Below are 20,600 nucleotides of genomic sequence, written 5' to 3' on the forward strand. Positions count from 1 at the left end.
CTATAGAAGCTTCACCCAAAAGCCTCTACAAAGTGCCAAAAACACAAAAAGCCCAAGCTCGCTTATACTAAGCAAGATTGGGCAACATCTCGTTAGGACCTAAAAGTGTGGGAAATTTATTTAACTTCCACTTTTGCACCTGCTTCCTCAAGTTTCTTTTTGAAGTTTTCAGCATCTTCTTTGCTAACACCTTCTTTAAGTGTACTTGGAGTATTTTCTGTGGCATCTTTAGCCTCTTTAAGACCAAGTCCTGTGATTTCTCTAACAGCTTTAATAACATTAATTTTGTTAGCACCTGCATCAACAAGTATAATATTAAATTCTGTTTTTTCTTCTGCACCACCTGCACCACCACCTGCTGCTACTGCTCCAGCTACCACGGTAGGAGCAGCACTCACACCAAACTTCTCTTCAAAAGCTTTTACAAGCTCTGAAAGTTCCAACACTGAAAGATTGCCAATATATTCCAACACTTCTTCTTTTGAAATAGCCATTTTTCGCTCCTTTTGCTTTTTTATGTTATTTTATGCTTCTTCTTTTTGCTTTCTTAGATTATCCATTCCTGTAACAAAATATCTTGCCGGCGCTGTCCAAACAGATAGCAACATACCAATAAGCTCTTCTTTGCTTGGTAGTTTTGAGACAGAAACAATATGATCTTTTTGGACCACACTGCCATCAAAATAACCAAACTTCACAACAAACTTATCTTCATTGGCATCTGCAAACTTACAAACTACTTTTGCAAGCTTAATTTGATCATTGCCCCACACGAAAATATTTGTTCCCTTAAGTTCTGACTGCGGATATTGTGCATTGCGCATAGCAATATTAGCAAGTGTATTTTTAATAACACGAACTTTAATATCTTCTTCCCTTGCTTTTAAACGCAAAGCTTCCAATTGCGCAACACTCAAACCTCTATAATCACAAACGATCATAGAATTCGCATTTTGAAATTCAGAAGTAAGGTCTTGTATAGCCTGAATCTTGTTTTGCTTAGTCATGCTTCTCTCCTTTCAGACCAAATCTCACATAGGGTGTAATTTTTAAGCACAAAGCCCCGATGATCTTCGATCTAAGATAAAAATAACAACTCTTTATTTTGTATCCATCAATTCTTGTGAATCTAACTTCACTCCCGGACTCATTGTCAAAGATAATGTGCTGCTTTTGATATATTTACCCTTTGCAGAAGAAGGTTTTAGTCTATTAATCGCACGCACAAGCTCAAGCATGTTTTCTTTGATCTTATCTTCTTGGAAACTTACCTTTCCAACAGGTGCATGAATAATACCTTTTTTATCTACACGAAAGTTTACCTGACCACTTTTTGCATTTGCCACAGCCTTACTGACATCAGCTGTCACTGTCCCTGTTTTAGGATTTGGCATCAAACCCTTAGGTCCCAAGATTCTACCAACTTTTCCTACTAATGCCATCATATCTGGTGTAGCAATGACCATATCAAAATCCATATTGCCATTTTTGATATCTTCAGCCAAATCATCAGCACCTACGACATCTGCTCCTGCGACCTTTGCTTCATCAGCTTTTATACCTTTTGCAAAAACAGCAACACGAACTTTTTTACCTGTTCCATGTGGCAATACCACTGCACCACGAATCATCTGATCGGCATGTCGAGGATCAACACCAAGTCTCAAAGCAATTTCTACGGTTTCATCAAACTTTGCTGATGCCAAAGATTTAACAAGACTAACCCCACTTGCAACATCATAAATCTTATTTGTGTCAATCTTTGCTTGTAAAGCTTGTAACCTTTTTGTTGTTTTCTTTCCCATCTCTAAACTCCGTAACAAATTTAATCTATTATTTCAACACCCATGCTTCTAGCACTACCGGCAACAATTTTCTTTGCGGCATCTATATCCACAGCATTTAGGTCTTCAAGTTTTTGTTCTGCAATCTCTTGTAATTGCTTTTGCGTGAGCTTACCTACCTTATTTTTGAGAGGATTATCAGAACCTTTAGTAAGATTGATAGCTTTTTTAATCAAATCCGTCACTGGAGGTTTCTTTGTGATAAAACTAAAGCTCTTGTCTTGATAAACGGTAATCAATACAGGTATATTAAAATTCCCCATATCTTTGGTTTTTTCATTAAAAGCTTTGCAAAACTCCATAATGTTAATACCTCTTTGTCCAAGTGCTGGACCAACAGGAGGAGATGGATTAGCCTTTCCTGCAGGTATTTGTAACTTAAGCTCACCAATAACTTTTTTTCCCATGATTCATATCCTCTCTTAGTAAAATAAATGTATCAGATGATTTTCTCTACCTGTGAATACAGGATTTCCACCAATGTGTTTCGACTAAAAATAGAAACATTAAGCTTCAATTTACGATGCTCAATGTCATATTCCTCGACAGTTCCAGTAAAGTTAGCAAAAGGACCATCGACAATACGCACAACTTCGCCATTTTCAAAGAAAACTTTAGGTTTTGGTTCTGCGGGATTTCTAATCTTGTCAAGTATCTTCTCAACATCAACTTCATTAAGCGGCGTAGGTTTCTTGCTCTCTCCGATGAAACGTCCAACTCTTGGTAGAGATTGTATCATATGCCACAATTTCGTATCAAGATCAACTTTCACAAACACATAACCAGGATATACACTTCTATGTGTTAGCTTCTTTTTATCTTCGTAAATAGCTTCTGTAGGAACAACAATCTGCTCGAATCTATCTTGTATCCTATTTTCAATTGCAAGATTCTCAATAGCTCTTTTTACAGATTGTTCACTGCCAGAATATGTTTGTATTGCATACCATTCCAAAGTCTACCCCTTTAAAAACTACAATCTAAACTTAAGATACTAGACTTGATACAGAAACAGATGAGATGAGATCAACTAATGCTAAAAACAAAGTGATGACAACGACAACGGTAATAACAGATATAGAAGCATTTCTCACCTGTTCTTTTGTAGGTTTTATAACCTTATCAAGTTCTTCTTTTGCATTCCTATAATATGCTACAAGTTTTTTCATCGCCACATCCACAATTTTAAATCTCTATACTCAACTTTAAAACACTCAAACTTAGCTTTATGGCAGGCCAGGAGGGACTCGAACCCCCAACACTCGGTTTTGGAGACCGACGCTCTACCATTGGAGCTACTGACCTACAAAGCTAGGTAAATACCTAGCTTTTTAGTTTTACTTCCTTATGAATAGTATGTTTATTCAAACGAGGAGAAAACTTCCTAAGCTCCAGTTTTTCTGTATGAGTCTTAGCATTCTTAGTGGTGCTATAGTTAATATCACCACACTCCGAACATTTAAGACCGATCTTTACCACATTTCCCTTAGCCATATCAAACCCTATTCAATAATCTTAGTTACCACACCAGCACCAACTGTTCTACCACCTTCTCGGATAGCAAAACGTGTTCCTTCTTCAAGGGCGATTGGGTTAATGAGTTCAACAGTAATTTTAATGTTATCACCTGGCATAACCATTTCTACACCATCAGGAAGCTGAATAGAACCTGTTACGTCAGTAGTGCGCACATAAAATTGTGGTCTATATCCATTAAAGAATGGTGTATGGCGTCCACCCTCATCTTTAGAAAGCACATAAATTTCGCCTTCAAATTTCTTATGAGGTGTAATAGAGCCTGGCTTACATAGCACCATACCTCTTTCTACTTCTTCTTTTTTTGTTCCTCTTAAAAGGATACCAACGTTATCCCCTGCTTCACCTTTGTCAAGCTCTTTTCTAAACATTTCAACGCCAGTTACAGTTGTTTTTTGTGTATCACGAATTCCCACAATTTCAACTTCATCACCAACTTTGATTTCACCTCTTTCAATTCTACCAGTTACCACAGTTCCACGACCTGCGATTGAGAATACATCTTCCACTGGCATAAGGAATGTTTTATCAACATCTCTTTGAGGAGTAGGAATGTATCTATCTACTTCATCCATAAGTTTAAGGATTTTTTCACCCCATTCACCAACTTTACCTTCTTTTGCTTCTTCTAGTGCTTTAAGCGCAGAACCTGCAACGATAGGTGTATCATCACCAGGGAATTCATAGCTAGAAAGCAATTCTCTTACTTCCATTTCCACAAGTTCCAAAAGCTCTGCATCATCAACCATATCTTGTTTATTCAAAAACACAACAATGTATGGAACACCCACTTGGCGAGATAGCAAAATGTGCTCTCTTGTTTGTGGCATAGGACCATCTGCAGCAGAAACAACCAAAATAGCTCCATCCATTTGCGCAGCACCAGTAATCATGTTTTTTACATAGTCTGCGTGTCCAGGACAATCAACATGCGCATAGTGGCGATTTTCTGTCTCATACTCAATGTGAGAAGTTGCGATAGTAATACCTCTTTCTTTTTCTTCAGGGGCATTATCGATATTGTCATAATCTTTAAGCTCTGCAAGTCCTTTTGTAGCCAAAACAGCAGAAATTGCAGCACTCAAAGTAGTCTTACCATGATCCACGTGTCCAATAGTTCCGACATTTACGTGTGGCTTACTTCTGTTAAACTTTTCCTTTGCCATAATCTCTCTCCTAAAAATTTTAGTAGTATTAAGAGCGCATCTCAAAAAAGCTTCAAGATTCTCTCTACAAGAAAAACTGGAGCCCATAAGCGGGATTGAACCGCCGACCTCTTCCTTACCAAGGAAGTGCTCTGCCACTGAGCTATATGGGCAACAAAAACAACGACATAAAAAGGGTTAGATTCTCTGAAGTATGTGGTGATACACTCGTATCCACATCTATATACTTGACAATGAAAGAATCAGCTCCCAGTAAATGGAGCGGGAAACGGGGCTCGAACCCGCGACCCTCAGCTTGGAAGGCTGATGCTCTAGCCAACTGAGCTATTCCCGCATCACTTATAATAACAAACTATCTCGACTACCATTCATCCCTAGCTAACACAAAGCCAATCTATGTAATGGTGGTGAGTCGTGGATTCGAACCACGGAAGACAAAGTCAGCAGATTTACAGTCTGCCCTCGTTGGCCACTTGAGTAACTCACCAAACATAGCTAACACTGGTCAAACACTGAAAGCAGAAAACTGCTAGAGTTTGAAAAATGGAGCTGGTTAAGGGACTTGAACCCCCGACCCTCTGCTTACAAGGCAGATGCTCTACCAACTGAGCTAAACCAGCATAAAAGATAAAACCATGAAAATAAAAGTCCGAATTATATACACAAAACCTATGTTTGTCAAGGTTTATTCGTGTTTTCTTATTTTTTCTTACCCAAAATTTTTAACGCCTCCTTGACGACATCTGCTACTTCCCCATCACCCACTTCTTTGAGTGCATTAGTAATATCCGCATTTTTAAAGCCCAAAGATTCTAAAGCTTGGGCTGCTTCATGCTTGATATTATTTGTAGTATTTTTCTCAACCCTATCTTCTATGAGCTCAGTAAAAAATCCCGCCAACTCCACCATAATCTTTCCAGCCCCTTTCGCACCTATGCCCGGCACGCGCTGCAAAGCTTGTATGTCCTTGTCTTCTAAAATCTTGGCAAAACTTTGTGGCGTATATGTGCTAAGAATTGCTAACGCAACTTTTGGACCAACGCCATTAATTTTTATTAAACGCTCAAAACTCAAGCGCTCTACTTCATCAAAAAATCCAAAAAGCGCTTGTGAATCTTCGCGAATAATCTGCACGCACAAAACTTTCACACATGTATCTAAACAATCCTTAAGACGCATACTTGTATGAATAGAAATCCCCAAACCATACACTACGCCCCCCACATCAAGCTCTACAAATGTAGGCTCTAATCTCTCAATATAACCCTTTAGCGCAACTATCATCGCTTTACCTTAATAAAATTTTCTATAAAATCTCTGCGTTGCTAATGCCAACATCTCATAATCTCCCTTAGAATCCCCATATGCATAAATTTCTGCATATTGCGAAAGATCATAGCTTTCTTGGATACGCACTGCCTTTTGCTTTCCATAACAATTTGGTGTCGCAAGATTCCCACTTAGCACGCCATTTACGACTTCTAGCTTGGTTGCAAGACATTCTAGCCCCATATTTTGACAAAATGGCTTCAAATATTCCTCAAACGTCGCACTCACCACCACAACAACATCGCCTCTATCTTTGTGCCACGCTATTTTTTCCATCGCTTGGATTCTTGTTATTCCACAAAGTGTGCTTTGAAAATTCGCGCACAAAAGTGCAAAATCCGCTGTGCTATAACCCTTAAAAAAATATCGCATAAGCGACTCTTTGGCGTAGGCATTGGAATACAAACCTACAACATAGCCAAGCAAAATCCAAAATCTTGCAATAAAACCTCTGTAAAATGCCCATTTGCCTACTGCAAACTTCACAAATACAAATAAGCTATCTTTGGTCGTTATCGTTTTATCAAAATCAAAAAATGCTATATTTTTCACGCTCTATTCCTACATAATCTTTAGAATCTACACACTAACTCGTGCGTTTATTAAGATGCACAAGTTGCGGTAGTTCCTCTGCTATATACTCTTGCCCAAAAAATTCCTCAATGCGCGCACGAGCCTCATTAGGATCACTCATTGCATTTACGATATTTCTAAATTCACTTGCGCCTGGATAATTCTTGCTATATGCATGGAGATTCTTACGAAACATCACCACGCCCCTTGGACCATAAAATTCCACCATTTTATCAAAATGCTCCAAAATCAAGTCTTTTCGGACAATGGGCGGAATCTCATTTGTATTATGTCGAATCTGCCAAAAAATCCAAGGTGCTTTAATCGCGGCTCTACCTATCATCACGCCATTAGCACCTGTCCTATCTAGCACCATTCTTGCATCAGCAGCACTTGCAATCTCGCCATTAGCAATCAATGGTATGTTAATACGTTGCTTAATGGCAGCGATGCTATCATAATCGATTTTATCTTTTTTATAACCATCGCAACGTGTGCGTCCATGTATCACGACATAATCCACATTACTTTCATTGATAGCCGCAGCAATTTCTAATGGAATCTTTTTATCAAAACCCAAACGAAGTTTGAGACTCACATAAGACTTTGTGCTTGTTTGCTTGATGAGATTTGCGATTTTTACAAGCAAAGACAAATCTTTTAATAACCCGCTACCATTGCCGTGATTAGCCACTTTTGGAGCTGGACAACCACAATTAAGATCTATTATGTCTATGCCTTCTTGTGCGTTGAGAATCTCTACTGCTGATCGCACAACTTCTGGTTTAGAACCTGCTATTTGCACAGCATATGGAGATTCTATAGGAGATTTTTCTAACATTTTGAGTGTTTTTTTGTTGGCATACACAAGAGCGTGTGAGCTTATCATTTCACTCACGGTAATATCCACACCAAATTTTTTTACCACAGAACGAAATGGTAAATCTGTGTAACCTGCGAGCGGAGCAAGCATAAGAAGATTTTCAAAAACGATAGGCTTAGTTACGTTGTTTGTAGTCAAAATAATCAAACTCCTTTAATGTGCGAAAATTACCATTTTCTATCACGCCCAAAGAAGGCAATGGCACACCATTAAATGTATTGTTTTTTACAATCGTATAATGCAACATATCTTCAAAAATAATCTTATCTCCAATCTGTAGTGGCGTATCAAAACTAAAATCCCCAAGCACATCACCAGCTAGACAAGTAGGTCCCCCAAGTCGATAGCGATATGCACCAACATTTTCCCCCTTATCAGATTCAAGAACTCCATTGCTAAGCTTTAGGGCACTTGGTCGATAAGGCATTTCAAGACAATCAGGCATATGCGCACTAGCGCTTGTATCAAGAATGGCGATGTTTCCTTGATTTTGCACTATATCCACAACTTCACTAATAAGAAATCCAACTTGCCACCCTACCGCCTCTCCAGGCTCCAAAAAGACCTCTACTCCATATGTTTGCCTAAAGTCTTGCACAAGTTTTACTAGCAACTCTACATCATAATCTTCACGCGTGATGTGATGCCCACCACCAAAATTTACCCATTTTCTACCATTCAAATATGCTCCAAAATATTGTAAAAAATGTAGCAAAGTTCGTTGCAGTGCGTCAGCATTTTGCTCACAATGTGTATGAAAATGCAATCCATCAATGCCATCTAATCCGAATTCTTGCACACCCCTTTCAAACTCACTAGGAATAATACCAAGTCGAGAGTTTGGCGCGCAAGGATTATAAATTTCAGGGCTAACCTCGCTATATAGGGGATTTACACGCAACCCAACGCTAATATAGCGCGTCGGATTGGCGTGATTATGCGCTTGGATAGCAGGATAAAATTTTTGCCATTGCGCAAAAGAATTAAAAATAATGTGTGTGGCATAAGGTAAAAGAGAATCTACTTCTTTGTATGCAGGGCTAAATACGCATACTTCTTTATTTTGCTCTCTTCCACCTACTTCTTCATACGCTAAACGCGCCTCATATAATCCACTTGCGGTGCTTCCACTCAAAGCCTCACGCAATTCCTCAAAGCAACGCCAAAATGCATAGCCTTTAAGCGCAAGGAGAATCTTTGCGCCGCTTCGATGTTGCACAGATTCTAAAAGAGCAAGATTTGCAATCAATCTATCACGCTCTAGCACATAACAAGGCGTAGCAATCGCATTTAGGCAATCTGGCGACACACGCTTACTAGCTTCTTTCATTATAATGATATATACACAAAAACTATCGAAGCATAAGATGCTTGATAGCTGCTTCTATTTGCACAGGATTGGATTTGGAGATAAATTCATCAGCATTAAGACTGCGTGCCATATCTTCGTTACTGCTACCACTCATAGAGGAATTAACTACGATAGGAATATGTGCTGTTGCGGCATTTGCTTTGACTTGTTTAATCACCTCAAATCCGCTCACTTCTGGCATTTCTAAGTCTGTGATAATCATACCTATGCTACTAATATCTGTCGTAGGGGCAAACAGATAATCTAAAAGTTTTCGTCCATTCACAAAATCATAATGCACAACGCCTATGCGATTTAGAATTACTTGCATTGTGCGTAAAACACTTGGGCTATCATCTGCAAGTAACACGGACTTGGTCGCTTGGACTTGTGAAACTTTTTTCATTTCATCTTCTTTTTCTTTTTCTATCCATGGGAATACATCGGTGAGCATTTTTTCAATATCCACCACTTGCACCAAGCGTCCATCAAAATATCGTGTGCGACTTACTAGCTTGCCATTTTGTCCATTGCCCCCTACACCTACGCTTTGCTCAATTTCTGTCCATTTTTTATTGAGGATTCTATCAGCTTCATAGATTCTCACGCCTATTGTCCATCGTGAAAATTCACAAATCATAATAATGTCATCTTCACCTTTGTTGCGTTTAATAGAGTATTGGCGTAGATCTCTATCTCTCTGTCGAGGATCGTAATAAAACCATTTTTTCATATCAATAAGAGGGATAGTAAGATCCCTAATAGTAATCAACCCCTCCACAAGTGCATTTGGTTCGTGGCTTATGATTGTAAGCGCACCATTATATTTGATCACCTCACGAATCTTAAAAACATTCACCGCATACAAATCGCGGTCTTTCTCTAAACGAAAGCACAAAAGCTGCAATTCGTTATTTTTATGTAGGCTGGTTACTTGATCGATTTTAGACATACTAGCAGACATCTCTCACACGCCCCTTTCTAAAAAATTGCCTCGCATTGTAACACAACATCGACAAAAAATGGCTTATTTACTGACATAAATCAAGTGATTTAGCGTGTTTTAATAATTCTTCATCGCTAGAGAGACTTTCTTTTGGAATCTTTGCAAACACTTCTTTTGCCCTCTTGCAATGTTTTTGCTTATAATATCCCCACGCCAAAGAATCCAAATATGCTATGTTACCTGGTGCAATTTCTAAGGCTTTTTGCACATAAGAGATACCTTTTTCGACATCTAAATCCAAATCAATCAACAAAAATCCCATAAAATTATAAAACAATCCAAGATTCTCTTTTTGTAAGCTATCTGGCACACCATCTTTTTGAATAAGCTCGATTGCCTTATCCATATCTTGTAAGATAGGTAAAACTTTTTTAGAATCTGTTTTGTTTGTCAGAGTTTCAAACCTATAAAGCTGCGCAAACCCTAAATATATAGATTCTTTAGAATTTTTATATATATCCAAAGCTGTTTTATAGGCATTGTTATAATCTTTTGTTTCCACATATAAACCAAAAAGCATTTTTGGATCAAAAGGATACCTAGAGGCGATTTTTAATGCTTCATTGTATTTTTTGCGCAATGAATAAATATAAATAAGATTCTGTGCATTTGCTATAGTAGGATCTTCCTCATAGCGCTTTTTAAGAATAGATTCTAATTTATCCCCTTGCATAGCCTTAGCATAGATTTGTATCGCCATTGCGCATAATTCACCATCACACGCATTATCCCTAAAATATGTATCAAGCAACGCTATGCCCTTTTGGAATTGCTGTGTTTGTCCATACAACACTGCAAGTCTTTGCAAGGCTTCTGGTGCTTTTGTCTCTTCATAGAGTGCTTGAAACTCATTAATAGCGCTCTGTAAATCGCCAAGATTGGCATAAATCACGCCCAAAACATTATGTATCATTGGCGTATCTTCTTGTGTGGCTATCATTTGCGCGATAGGCAAGGCTTTGTTTAAATCATTTGTTTTAAGATATACATCAAGGAGTGTTTTATTAATCTCTATGTCCTCTTGTTGGGTTTGTTGTTTATAATCTTGGATATAGCTTAAAATAATATGTGGCTGCTCAAAGCGACTTGAAAGCAAGATGCTTTCTTTGAGGTATTCAAGTTTTTTTGTCTCATCATACAATACAAGATACATATCACGTGCTTCTTGAATTTTGCCCTGATCTTGCAAATCCAATGCCCTAAACATATAATCTTCTTCATCAAATGCCCCAAATGCTACGCTCATAGCACACAATAAGCCTAGCAAGATTCTCAAAAACTTATGACTCAAAACACACTCCTATACATTCTTTTTGCAAACTCTTAGAATCTTGTGATGTTAGATTCTCTTGTTTATAGCCCTCCCAAAATGGAAAATCTTTGCATTGCTTTGGGCGTTTGGCATAAATCCTACACTTTCCATTGTCATAAAACACACAAGCTAAGCCATCATCACAAGGCTTTTCAATAAATGAAAACTTATACCCAATCTTGCGCACAAATTTGTGTGTGAATTCCTCAAACTCCATTCCAAGCATATGGGCTATCTCAAGCATTTCTTGAATGCTCACAAAAACATATCCTTCGCTTCCTGTGCAGCATTTACCGCCACACACTTCGCACTTTTGTGTATCAAAAGAAAAATTAAATCCTTCCTTTTTAACGATACTCATCAAAACTCTTTCCAGAAAATTTATAGATTCTATTTGTATAATGCACCTGATTATCTAAAAATTGCTCACGAAAAAAACGCTCCTCATCAGAGAGTTGCGCCCCCAACAAAAGCTCTACGCCTATAGCAGTAGCATAACTCACCCAGTTATATTTCAAGTCTCTCCCCAACAAAGACGCATATTCCAAAAGTTGCGGATTAATATCAGAAATCACATTGATGACATATAATTCTTCTTTGCCACTATATTGCACAGAATTTAGCAATGCCCAATCATAATTTACTTGTGTAGAAAACATTTTTTTAGGCTTTATGGTGCTCACAAACATTTGCGAAAGCATAAGTCCTGTGCGTGCTCCAGAAGTATTAAATACTACGACATTGGATTGAAGGTAGGATTTTTGTTGTGCAAGTGTAGAGTTAAAACGCTTAGCTATCGTAGAATCTATATTTTGCTCATAAATAATATTTGTGTCTTTTACGCGCAAAAGCGATCCTAAATACTGCCCCATAGGAGAACTATCGTTATAAGCTACGATATTTTCACCTCGTGCAAGGTTTGCAATAAGCTCTATTTGACTTTCATAATCCACACCACCAAAATATAGATTCTTAGGAATCTTTATATCGCCTATTTGGTGAATGTTGATCGTAGGTAAATAGATTGGTATGCTAATTTTAATATTCTTTGCAAGCTCTATAGCACCTCTAGTGGTAAAGATTCCAATCACAAAGTCGCTTTGAGCATTGATAGCACGCTGATATGCTTGCTCAATCGCTTGTGTGTCTTCTGTATCAGTATTAAATACCTCAAAGCTAAAATCCACACCGCGTGTCATAAGATATGAGAGGATTATGTCAATACTTTCACTAAAATAACGCCCTATGACTTTTTTGGGCATTAAAAGCGCAAGTTTTACCTTTGCGATATTACCATTTGAGGCACTAGGTATATCAAGAATAGATAATTCTTGCAACGCCAAAGTAAGCTTAGATCGCAAATCAGAATCTTGCTCATCTTGGAATCTTCCAATAAATGAAAAATACAAGCCCTCTTCATAGAGTTTATTTAAGCATCGTTTATCGCACGAACGCACTTCAAAATCAATAATCTCTTGCTTAGGAAGAGGCAGAGGCGAGATAATATAACTCTTTGCCCACAACCCCATACACAACAAGCAACCTAAGACAAAAACCCTCATAATACTCCCTTAGCTACCAAAAGATGTTGCATAACTTGTGGCTTTAGTGATGGATTACGCACAATCTCACCTAACGAATAGGTAAGCAAAAACGAGCGATTATTATGCCACAAGATTCTACCATAATCTCTAAAATCCCTCACACCCTCTAGATTCTGTCCTAATATATATTGTGCACACTCTCGTCCAAAAAGCACAATCACCTTAGGCGCTATACATTCAAGCTGTTTATGCAAAAATTCCAAGCACATTGAGACTTCATCAATATGTGGGGTAGATTCTACAGGACATTTTAACAAAGAGAGAATCGAACAAGCTTGGGGCGACATTTTGAACACATGAGTAATCATATTTTGTAGCATAGTTGCACTTTTGTTAGGAGCAAAAACAAGTTGATTATGCGTAGATTCCACAAGAGGATTTGCTGTAATAAAACATATCAAGGCTCTAGGATTAACAAAACCACTCACTCTTTTTGTGGTAAGCTTAGAACGTGCGCATAGACTACAAGAAGCAATTAGAGAATCCAACTCATCACCGCGCCCATTCATGATAGAAGTCATTGAATGCGTTTTTTGTGGCATTTTTTCTTGGAGCTGTGTAAAATGCTCTCCGCACATTCTTTTGAGATATAGTCGCTTTAAAGCCAAAAGTTGCCAAATCCTCGCAGACATTACAATCCTTGTGTAAGGTAAAATTCATACTACATATTATAGTGTAAGTTTTTGATTCTACACACTTTTTGAGCATTAGAATCTATCAGAGATTTATCGCGATATATCGTGCAATATAATAATCGATACTACAATATGATACAATAGTCTTACACGAAAAACAAAAACACCAAATACATCTATTATCAGGAGTTTGTATGAAAAAGATTCTTTTATATGCTGTGGGTTGTGTGGTTATAGTGCTTTGTGTTGTGTGTTATTTTGCATTTACACAAACACGAGAGTTACAAGAGTGCAAAAATGAGCGAGATAAAATAAGTGGGTGTGTGGAAAAAGAGTATGTTGATGCATATGGTGCGAGATTATGGTTTGAGACTCCATACAAAAATGGTAAAAAACATGGTATTGCAAAAAGGTATTATGAAAATGGGAAACTAGCGTCCGAGATTCCATATAAAAATGGTGAGCCACATGGTGCCCTAAAATACTATGATGACAATGGGAAACTAATGAGTGAGGCATCATATGAAAATGGTAAGCCACATGGTATGTTAAAAAAATATTATGAAAATGGGAATTTAGTGCGTGAGACTCCATACGAAAATGATAAAAAACATGGTGTGGAAAAAGAGTATTATGAAAATGGGAATCTAAGGTCTGAGACTCCATTTGAAAATGGTGAATGGCATGGTGTTGCAAAAGAATACTATGAAAATGGGAATCTCAATTATGAGATTTCATTTGAAAATGGTGAGCGACATGGCGTAGAAAAGTGGTATTATGGAAATGGGAATCTAAAACATGAGGTTCCGTATGAAAATGGAAAGCGACATGGTGTGGAAAAAGAATACTATGAAAATGGGAATCTATGGTATGAGACTCCATATGAAAATGGTGTGCAACATGGTGTTACAAAAATATATTATAAAAATGGGAATCTAAAATATAAAACTCCATTTGAAAGTAATATGCGACATGGTGTGGAAGAAAGGTATTATGAAAATGGGAATCTACAAGCACAAATAACTTATGAAAATGGCAATATAGTCTCTGGTGTGTGTGGTGATGGTAAAAAGATTCCAAATATACAAGGGCTAGGATATTGGGGAGACATTCAAAACCAAATCTCTACAACCTGCAAGAAATAATCAAGGAGTTTGTATGAAAAAGATTCTTTTATATGCTGTGGGTTGTGTCGCGTTGTGTGCATGTATACAAGCACAAACATTACAAGAGTGCAAAAGTGAGCGAGATAAAATAAGCGGGTGTGTGGAAAAAGGATACTATGAAAATGGGAATGTATCGTATGAGGCTCCATATGAAAATGGTAAGCAGCATGGTGTTGCAAAAGAATATTATGAAAATGGGAAACTAGCATCCGAGATTCCATATGAAAATGGTAAATTACATGGTGTTGTAAAACAATATTATGAAAATGGAAGCTTACAAGCACAAGTAACTTATGAAAATGGTAATATAGTCTCTGGTGTGTGTGGTGATGGCAAAGAGATTCCAAATATACATGGGTTAGAAGAACAGAAAGACATTATACACAAAATCTTCGAAAGCTGTAGAGAGTAAATAAGGCATCTATCATATAATATTTTGTGAAATTATGACGCTTTTTATAAAAACTCCTATATAATAGTCTAGCCATGCAGTTTACAAATACACTTTGAGAGGTGAAACAATGATAAAAATTACAGAGAATTCCTTGCGTGATGGACATCAATCACTTTTGGCTACAAGAATGCGAACACAAGATATGGTAGAGGCAGCCAAACTCTTTGAAAAAGTGGGCTTTTATAGCGTGGAAGTATGGGGTGGAGCGACATATGATGCATGTTTACGCTATACAAAAGAGGATCCATTTGAACGCCTAGCAACATTTAAAGATATTTTCAAAACCACACCATTACAAATGCTCCTGCGTGGGCAAAACCTCATCGGATATCGACATTATGCCGATGATGTTGTTCGAGAATTTATCACATTAAGCGCACAAGCTGGTATGGATATTTTTAGAATCTTTGATGCATTTAATGATGCGCGAAATCTTAAAACAAGTATAGAATCTATCAAAAAAAATAATAAACACGCTCAAGGCGCTATCTGCTATACAACTTCACCCATCCATACAACACAAGGCTTTGTTGTGTATGCTAAAGAACTAGTCAATATGGGTTGTGATTCCATTGCTATTAAGGATATGGCGGGACTCATCACACCATTTAAGGCATATGAACTTGTCAAGGCACTTAAAGAAGAAGTAGGGGTTAGTATCAGCTTTCATACACACGCTACTGCTGGTTTTGCTTTTGGGGCACACCTAAAGGCTCTTGAAGCAGGAGTAGATGTATTGGATCTAGCTAACTCTGCCCTTGCTGAAGGCACAAGCCACCCATGCACACAATCTATGGTTGCCACACTCAAAGATACCCCTTATGATACTGGCTTAAAATTAGAACTTATGGAAGAGGCAAGTGAAATCTTGCGACGCAATCGCCGTAAATACGCAAAATTTGAATCTGTCTATAATCAAATCGATACGCGTGTGCTTCTCTCACAAATTCCGGGCGGCATGATTTCAAATATGGCAAATCAACTCAAAGAACAAAATGCCCTAGACAGAATGGATGAAGTGATGAAAGAGATTCCAAAAGTGCGTGAGGATTTTGGTTTTGTCCCACTTGTGACACCTTCTAGCCAAATTGTAGGCACGCAAGCTGTATTAAATGTGCTTATGGGTGAGCGTTACAAAACAATCACGACAGAAACACGCAATATTGTTAAAGGGCTATATGGCAAAACACCAGCGCCTATCTCAAAAACACTTAGCGCAAAAGTGCTTGGCGATGCACAGCCTATCGATGTGCGTCCTGCGGATTTGTTGAGCGATGAATTGCCACAAGCTCGCATAGATTCTAAAGACTTTGCCAAAAGCCCAACTGATGTCATTTCATATGCTATATTTGGCAATGTAGCCAAAACTTTTCTCCAAGAACGCAACCAAAATTGCCTACAACCTGAAGCACTAGAAAACTTTGAAGACAAAGGCGTGGATAAACTCCCAAAAGAATTCGCTATCACCGTTAATGGAGAACAATATGTCATAAAAATCGAAGGAAGCGGAGAGAAAAATGAGGGTGTGCGTCCATTTTTTATGCGTATTGACGGAGAGCTTAGGGAAGTGTATGTCGAAAATCTCGATACCACACAAGACAAAGATTCCACACAACCCAAACCCACACGCACAGGTTTGCCACAAGCTACAGGCGTAGGACATGCACAAAGTCCAATGCCCGGCACACTTACCAAAATCAAAGTCAAGCAAGGCGATAGCGTAAAAGTCGGCGATACATTAGCAATCGTTGAAGCAATGAAAATGGAAAATGAAGTGCTTGCCGCAGTTGATGGCGTAGTCAAAGAAATCTATGCCACCGAAGGTATGCAAGTAGGAACAGGCGCAGCGATTATGTTTATAGGCTAGATTCTAGGTATGCTGTTTCGTGGATATTGTATTTTTAAAAGCACGAGTGAGGCATTTGAAACTGGAAGAGTTTTGGGCAGTCCAAGTTTTAAGGAATTTGGGCTAGTCTTTGAATATTGCCCTGCACCAAGAGAATATTCAAACGATTGCACACTAGCGCTATATTTTGAAAGTATCGATGAAACCTACACACCCCAAGATATACAATCTCTACATACTCGCCTAGATTCACAACTAACAGCCAAAAACTGCACATGCAAACTAGTCATTTTATGAGATAACTCACTAATAGTTCATTGCTTAGCATATTGCCCTAAAAAATGTATAAAAATTTCATACAATCGTTGCACATCTTGAGGCACAACACGCTCATTAAGGGCGTGGATTGTATCATTTGGCACGCCCACTTCCACTACTGGTATGCTCCTAGCGCCAAAAAACCTTGCATCACTCGTGCCACCACTTGTGCTAAGCTCTGGTTCTCTCCCACACACAGAAGCGATACATGCACTCATCATATCCACAAGTATAGAATCTGTCAAAAATCCTACCGAACTTTGCTTAAGCTGCAAGTCAAACTCTAAGCCTTCTAGCACACTTCTTACATACGATTCCACATCTTTAATCGTAGTCTTGGGAGAATTACGCACATTAAAAAGAATCTTTAATTCATTTGGCGTTACATTCACAACCTCCATACCACCGCGTATATCAGTTATCACAAGTTTGCTTGGATCAAAATATGTATCGCCCTCATCAAGATTCACACCAGCAAGTTTGCCTAGCCTTGCTCCCAAAAGCTCTGTAGGGTTTATGCAATTTTGAGGATAGGCGACATGTCCTTGCTTGCCAAAAATAGTTATCTTGCCATTGATACTACCACGCCGCCCAACCTTTATCGTATCGCCACAGATTCTATGCGCAGTTGGCTCTGCTACTATAGCCATAGTAGGCAATAAGCCTTTAGATTCTAATTCTTGGAGCATATATTGTGTGCCATATGTCCCATCACCCTCCTCATCGCTTGTAAGCAAAAGAGAAAATCGCATTTTTTGTGTGATATGAGGGTTTTGTGCCAAAAAATCCCTAAAGGCACATATAAACGCACTCACGCCACTTTTCATATCCTGCACACCACGCCCATACAGATACCCACCCTCATAAGTAGGCATAAATGGATCACTACTCCAACCCTCACCCGGTGGCACGACATCAATATGCCCAGCAAAACATAAATGCTCATCTGCTTGATGTGGCGTGTAAATAAAAAGGTTTTTCACACCCTCTTTCTCTTGCGTGATAACCTCAAATGCTCCCTCACCCAAAGTTTGTGTCAAAATTTCTAACACAAACTCATATATACCACATTCCTTTGGGGTGATACTTGGGTATTGCACGAGCTTTTCTAACAACAAAAGGGGGTTAAGATTCATAAAATTCCTTTCATATATAGCGTGATTTGGATTGTATTTGGGGCATAGCCTTTGTTATACAGCTGATTGTAACATAAAAAGTGCAATCACTTATGCATAGCACAAGCGTTTGTATGCTAGAATACCGCCTTTTATTGTGATGCCTACACCCTAAGGAGAATATATGCGCGATATTACTACGCTAAACGCACCTATACAAGAAAGCGACAAAGAATCTATTTTGGATTCACACAAGCTAAGTCATGATGATTACAAAGCTATTGTAGAAATTTTGGGACGCGTGCCAAACCTCGTAGAAATAGGAATTTTTTCGGCTATGTGGAGCGAGCATTGTAGCTATAAATCAAGCAAAAAATATTTGCGTGGCTTTCCCACACAAGCTCCATGGGTCATACAAGGACCTGGTGAAAATGCCGGTGTGATAGACATTGGCGGAGGATATGCCGCAGTTTTTAAAATCGAATCTCACAACCACCCAAGCTTTATCGAGCCATGTGCCGGTGCAGCTACAGGTGTGGGCGGTATTATGCGCGATATATTTACAATGGGTGCGCGTCCAGTGGCTAGTCTTAACTCGATACGATTTGGAGATATAACCAATCAAGGCGAGATAGGCAAAAAACATCGTTATCTTTTGCGTGGCGTGGTTGAGGGCATAGGTGGTTATGGTAATTGTATGGGTGTGCCAACAATTGGCGGAGAAATGGACTTTGAATCTAGCTACAATGGCAATATTTTGGTTAATGCATTTTGTCTAGGTGTAGCCAAAAAAGAGGAAATTTTTTATGCAAAAGCCGAAGGTGTAGGCAATCCTGTGATGTATGTAGGAAGCAAAACTGGTCGAGATGGACTAGGTGGAGCGGTGATGAGTAGCGATAGCTTTACTTCAGATTCTAAAGCGTTGCGTCCCACCGTGCAAGTAGGCGATCCATTTGCCGAAAAACTACTGCTAGAGGCTTGTTTAGAATTATTCCAAAAAGATTATATTGTAGGGATTCAGGATATGGGTGCAGCAGGGCTTACAAGCTCTAGTTTTGAAATGGCGGCAAAAAGTGGAAGTGGTATGCGCCTAGATCTTGATAAAGTGCCTATGCGAGAAAATGGCATGAATCCCTATGAACTTATGCTAAGTGAATCTCAAGAACGCATGCTTATTTGTGCCAAAAAGGGCTATGAGCAAAAAGTCATAGAAATTTTTCAAAAATGGGAATTAGATGTCGCTGTGATTGGAGAAGTTACTAATAGCGGAGTTATGGAGCTGTATTGGTATGGGGAAAAATGTGCCCAAATCCCTATTGATAAACTCAGCGATAATGCGCCTATACTCTCTAAAGAACTAAAAGAATCTAAGCGCGAAACCCAAAAGGCGCAAACACTCCATACAAAGCTAAGTGCGCAAGAAGTTTTTGAGAAATTGTTAGGCAGTGTCGAGATTAGCGACAAAAAATGGGTGTATAGCCAATATGATAGCAGTGTGCAAACAAACACTATTATAGGTCCGGGAATGTGCGATGGTAGCGTAGTGCGCGTCAAAGAAAATGGCGTTGGCTTGGCGATGAATGTATGTTGCGATGTGCGTGCGTGTTACCTCAACCCAAAAGAAGGAGCAAAACTTAGCGTGGCAGCAGCAGGTCGCAAATGCGCAACAAGGGGCGTGCGTCCAAAAGCCATAAGTGATTGCCTTAATTTTGGTTCGCCAAATAATCCCGAAGTAATGTGGGAATTTAAAGAAGCGTGTGAAGGGATCAAAGAAGCGTGTGTGGCACTCAATACGCCGGTAGTAAGTGGTAATGTCTCACTCCATAACCAAAGCGATGGAGTTGATATTTATCCAAGTCCTAGTATTGTAAGCGTGGGTGTTGTGCAAGATGCCCAAAAAACTATCACAAGTGCTCTCAAAACGCAAGGCAATAGTTTGTTGTTAGTGGGTGAGATTACAGCAGATTTTGCCGGAAGTATCGCACAAAAGTTGTGTGAGGGCAAGATTTATGGTGAGGTTGCGCGCATAGATTTATCGCGTGAAGCACGTCTGTGGGATCTACTCTGCGAGGATAATGCCGCAATTGTAAGCGCCAAAGATGTAGGCAAAGGTGGATTAGCCATCGCCCTAACAAAAATGGCGCTTTTGGGCGACAAAGGCGTGCGTGTGCAAAGTGGGCTTGCATCTTGGGATCTACTCTTTGCACAAAGTCCTAGTTGTGTAGTGCTAGAAGTCGCGCCACAAGATCGTGCTTTTATAGAATCTAGAGCCAACAAGTTAGGATTATTGGTGCGGGAAATTGGCGTTGTGAGTGATACAGATATTTGCATAGATTCCCTACATCTCTCAAGCCAAAAGGCAAGAGAATTGTATTTTGAGAGTTTTGCAAAAAATGTGTGATTTACGTGTGTGTATTTCACATTTGTATCACACATATTTAAATATAATCGCGTAATCTTTA

At 38.8% G+C, this 20,600-nt stretch carries 23 protein-coding genes and 5 tRNA genes; 5 read left to right on the forward strand and 23 right to left on the reverse strand.

Annotation, left to right across the window (positions count from 1 at the left end; all coding sequences use genetic code 11):
- Window positions 1-116: 116 nt before the first annotated feature.
- The 22 genes from rplL to B9T66_RS03110 all read right to left on the reverse strand — a co-directional run bounded on the left by rplL (window position 117) and on the right by B9T66_RS03110 (window position 13,236).
- Complete coding sequence (gene rplL / locus B9T66_RS03005) at window positions 117-494, reverse strand: 50S ribosomal protein L7/L12 (RefSeq protein ID WP_095627522.1); 378 nt, start codon at window positions 492-494, stop codon at window positions 117-119.
- Between the two features lie 30 nt (window positions 495-524).
- Window positions 525-1,007 carry a 50S ribosomal protein L10 gene (gene rplJ, locus B9T66_RS03010; protein WP_095627523.1) on the reverse strand — a complete coding sequence of 161 codons (483 nt, stop codon included), beginning with the start codon at window positions 1,005-1,007 and terminating at the stop codon, window positions 525-527.
- A 93-nt stretch (window positions 1,008-1,100) separates the two neighbouring features.
- Entirely contained in the window at window positions 1,101-1,805 is a 705-nt protein-coding gene (rplA, locus tag B9T66_RS03015; RefSeq protein WP_095627524.1) for a 50S ribosomal protein L1, read from the reverse strand.
- A 20-nt stretch (window positions 1,806-1,825) separates the two neighbouring features.
- Window positions 1,826-2,251, reverse strand: a complete 426-nt coding sequence (rplK, locus tag B9T66_RS03020) for a 50S ribosomal protein L11 (RefSeq protein WP_095627525.1) — start codon at window positions 2,249-2,251, stop codon at window positions 1,826-1,828.
- Window positions 2,252-2,283: 32 nt separating this feature from the next.
- Entirely contained in the window at window positions 2,284-2,799 is a 516-nt protein-coding gene (gene nusG, locus B9T66_RS03025) for a transcription termination/antitermination protein NusG (RefSeq protein WP_095627526.1), read from the reverse strand.
- Between the two features lie 31 nt (window positions 2,800-2,830).
- Window positions 2,831-3,013, reverse strand: coding sequence for a preprotein translocase subunit SecE (secE, locus tag B9T66_RS03030; RefSeq protein ID WP_095627527.1), 183 nt, complete (start codon window positions 3,011-3,013; stop codon window positions 2,831-2,833).
- A gap of 60 nt (window positions 3,014-3,073) precedes the next feature.
- Window positions 3,074-3,149 (reverse strand) — tRNA-Trp (locus B9T66_RS03035).
- Between the two features lie 18 nt (window positions 3,150-3,167).
- Window positions 3,168-3,338, reverse strand: a complete 171-nt coding sequence (rpmG, locus tag B9T66_RS03040; protein ID WP_095627528.1) for a 50S ribosomal protein L33 — start codon at window positions 3,336-3,338, stop codon at window positions 3,168-3,170.
- A gap of 8 nt (window positions 3,339-3,346) precedes the next feature.
- Entirely contained in the window at window positions 3,347-4,546 is a 1,200-nt protein-coding gene (gene tuf, locus B9T66_RS03045; protein WP_095627529.1) for an elongation factor Tu, read from the reverse strand.
- A 77-nt stretch (window positions 4,547-4,623) separates the two neighbouring features.
- Window positions 4,624-4,698 (reverse strand) — tRNA-Thr (locus B9T66_RS03050).
- Between the two features lie 105 nt (window positions 4,699-4,803).
- Window positions 4,804-4,880 (reverse strand) — tRNA-Gly (locus tag B9T66_RS03055).
- Between the two features lie 68 nt (window positions 4,881-4,948).
- A tRNA-Tyr gene (locus B9T66_RS03060) sits at window positions 4,949-5,033 on the reverse strand.
- Between the two features lie 57 nt (window positions 5,034-5,090).
- Window positions 5,091-5,166: transfer RNA gene (locus B9T66_RS03065), tRNA-Thr, on the reverse strand.
- 79 nt (window positions 5,167-5,245) lie between these two features.
- Complete coding sequence (gene ruvA, locus B9T66_RS03070) at window positions 5,246-5,830, reverse strand: Holliday junction branch migration protein RuvA (RefSeq protein ID WP_095627530.1); 585 nt, start codon at window positions 5,828-5,830, stop codon at window positions 5,246-5,248.
- Window positions 5,831-5,839: 9 nt separating this feature from the next.
- A complete protein-coding gene (locus B9T66_RS03075) occupies window positions 5,840-6,427 on the reverse strand; it encodes an HAD family hydrolase (RefSeq protein WP_095627531.1) in 588 nt (195 codons plus the stop codon).
- A 34-nt stretch (window positions 6,428-6,461) separates the two neighbouring features.
- The gene (locus B9T66_RS03080) at window positions 6,462-7,421 is read right to left on the reverse strand and encodes a tRNA dihydrouridine synthase (protein ID WP_095627558.1); all 960 of its coding nucleotides are present in this window, start codon (window positions 7,419-7,421) and stop codon (window positions 6,462-6,464) included.
- A 25-nt stretch (window positions 7,422-7,446) separates the two neighbouring features.
- Window positions 7,447-8,661, reverse strand: coding sequence for a carboxynorspermidine decarboxylase (gene nspC / locus B9T66_RS03085; RefSeq protein ID WP_095627532.1), 1,215 nt, complete (start codon window positions 8,659-8,661; stop codon window positions 7,447-7,449).
- A gap of 22 nt (window positions 8,662-8,683) precedes the next feature.
- Window positions 8,684-9,646, reverse strand: coding sequence for a chemotaxis protein (locus tag B9T66_RS03090; RefSeq protein WP_095627533.1), 963 nt, complete (start codon window positions 9,644-9,646; stop codon window positions 8,684-8,686).
- A 67-nt stretch (window positions 9,647-9,713) separates the two neighbouring features.
- Complete coding sequence (locus B9T66_RS03095) at window positions 9,714-10,979, reverse strand: ATP-dependent nuclease (RefSeq protein ID WP_095627534.1); 1,266 nt, start codon at window positions 10,977-10,979, stop codon at window positions 9,714-9,716.
- Window positions 10,969-11,361, reverse strand: coding sequence for a YkgJ family cysteine cluster protein (locus B9T66_RS03100; protein ID WP_180763321.1), 393 nt, complete (start codon window positions 11,359-11,361; stop codon window positions 10,969-10,971). The genes B9T66_RS03095 and B9T66_RS03100 overlap by 11 nt, the downstream gene beginning before the upstream one ends.
- Window positions 11,348-12,562, reverse strand: coding sequence for a hypothetical protein (locus tag B9T66_RS03105; RefSeq protein ID WP_095627535.1), 1,215 nt, complete (start codon window positions 12,560-12,562; stop codon window positions 11,348-11,350). Before B9T66_RS03105 ends, B9T66_RS03100 begins: the two co-directional genes overlap by 14 nt.
- Window positions 12,559-13,236 carry a uracil-DNA glycosylase family protein gene (locus B9T66_RS03110; RefSeq protein ID WP_095627536.1) on the reverse strand — a complete coding sequence of 226 codons (678 nt, stop codon included), beginning with the start codon at window positions 13,234-13,236 and terminating at the stop codon, window positions 12,559-12,561. The genes B9T66_RS03105 and B9T66_RS03110 overlap by 4 nt, the downstream gene beginning before the upstream one ends.
- A 197-nt stretch (window positions 13,237-13,433) precedes the next feature.
- On the opposite strand from B9T66_RS03110, the gene B9T66_RS03115 reads away from it, so the two are divergent.
- From B9T66_RS03115 to B9T66_RS03130, 4 genes are all read left to right on the forward strand, one after another.
- Complete coding sequence (locus B9T66_RS03115; RefSeq protein ID WP_095627537.1) at window positions 13,434-14,384, forward strand: toxin-antitoxin system YwqK family antitoxin; 951 nt, start codon at window positions 13,434-13,436, stop codon at window positions 14,382-14,384.
- A gap of 13 nt (window positions 14,385-14,397) precedes the next feature.
- Window positions 14,398-14,817 (forward strand): toxin-antitoxin system YwqK family antitoxin, encoded by a 420-nt coding sequence (locus B9T66_RS03120; protein WP_095627538.1) that lies wholly within the window; start codon window positions 14,398-14,400, stop codon window positions 14,815-14,817.
- Between the two features lie 109 nt (window positions 14,818-14,926).
- A complete protein-coding gene (oadA, locus tag B9T66_RS03125) occupies window positions 14,927-16,726 on the forward strand; it encodes a sodium-extruding oxaloacetate decarboxylase subunit alpha (RefSeq protein WP_095627539.1) in 1,800 nt (599 codons plus the stop codon).
- Between the two features lie 9 nt (window positions 16,727-16,735).
- Window positions 16,736-17,002, forward strand: a complete 267-nt coding sequence (locus B9T66_RS03130) for a putative Se/S carrier-like protein (protein WP_095627540.1) — start codon at window positions 16,736-16,738, stop codon at window positions 17,000-17,002.
- Window positions 17,003-17,019: 17 nt separating this feature from the next.
- Here B9T66_RS03130 and dapE read toward each other — a convergent pair whose 3' ends face one another.
- Window positions 17,020-18,159: a succinyl-diaminopimelate desuccinylase gene (gene dapE, locus B9T66_RS03135; protein WP_095627541.1), complete on the reverse strand. Its 1,140-nt coding sequence runs from the start codon at window positions 18,157-18,159 to the stop codon at window positions 17,020-17,022.
- A gap of 163 nt (window positions 18,160-18,322) precedes the next feature.
- On the opposite strand from dapE, the gene purL reads away from it, so the two are divergent.
- Entirely contained in the window at window positions 18,323-20,539 is a 2,217-nt protein-coding gene (gene purL, locus B9T66_RS03140; RefSeq protein ID WP_095627542.1) for a phosphoribosylformylglycinamidine synthase subunit PurL, read from the forward strand.
- The last annotated feature ends 61 nt before the right edge of the window (window positions 20,540-20,600 follow it).

The sequence above is a fragment of the Helicobacter sp. TUL genome (assembly GCF_002287135.1).
GTDB lineage: Bacteria > Campylobacterota > Campylobacteria > Campylobacterales > Helicobacteraceae > Helicobacter_F.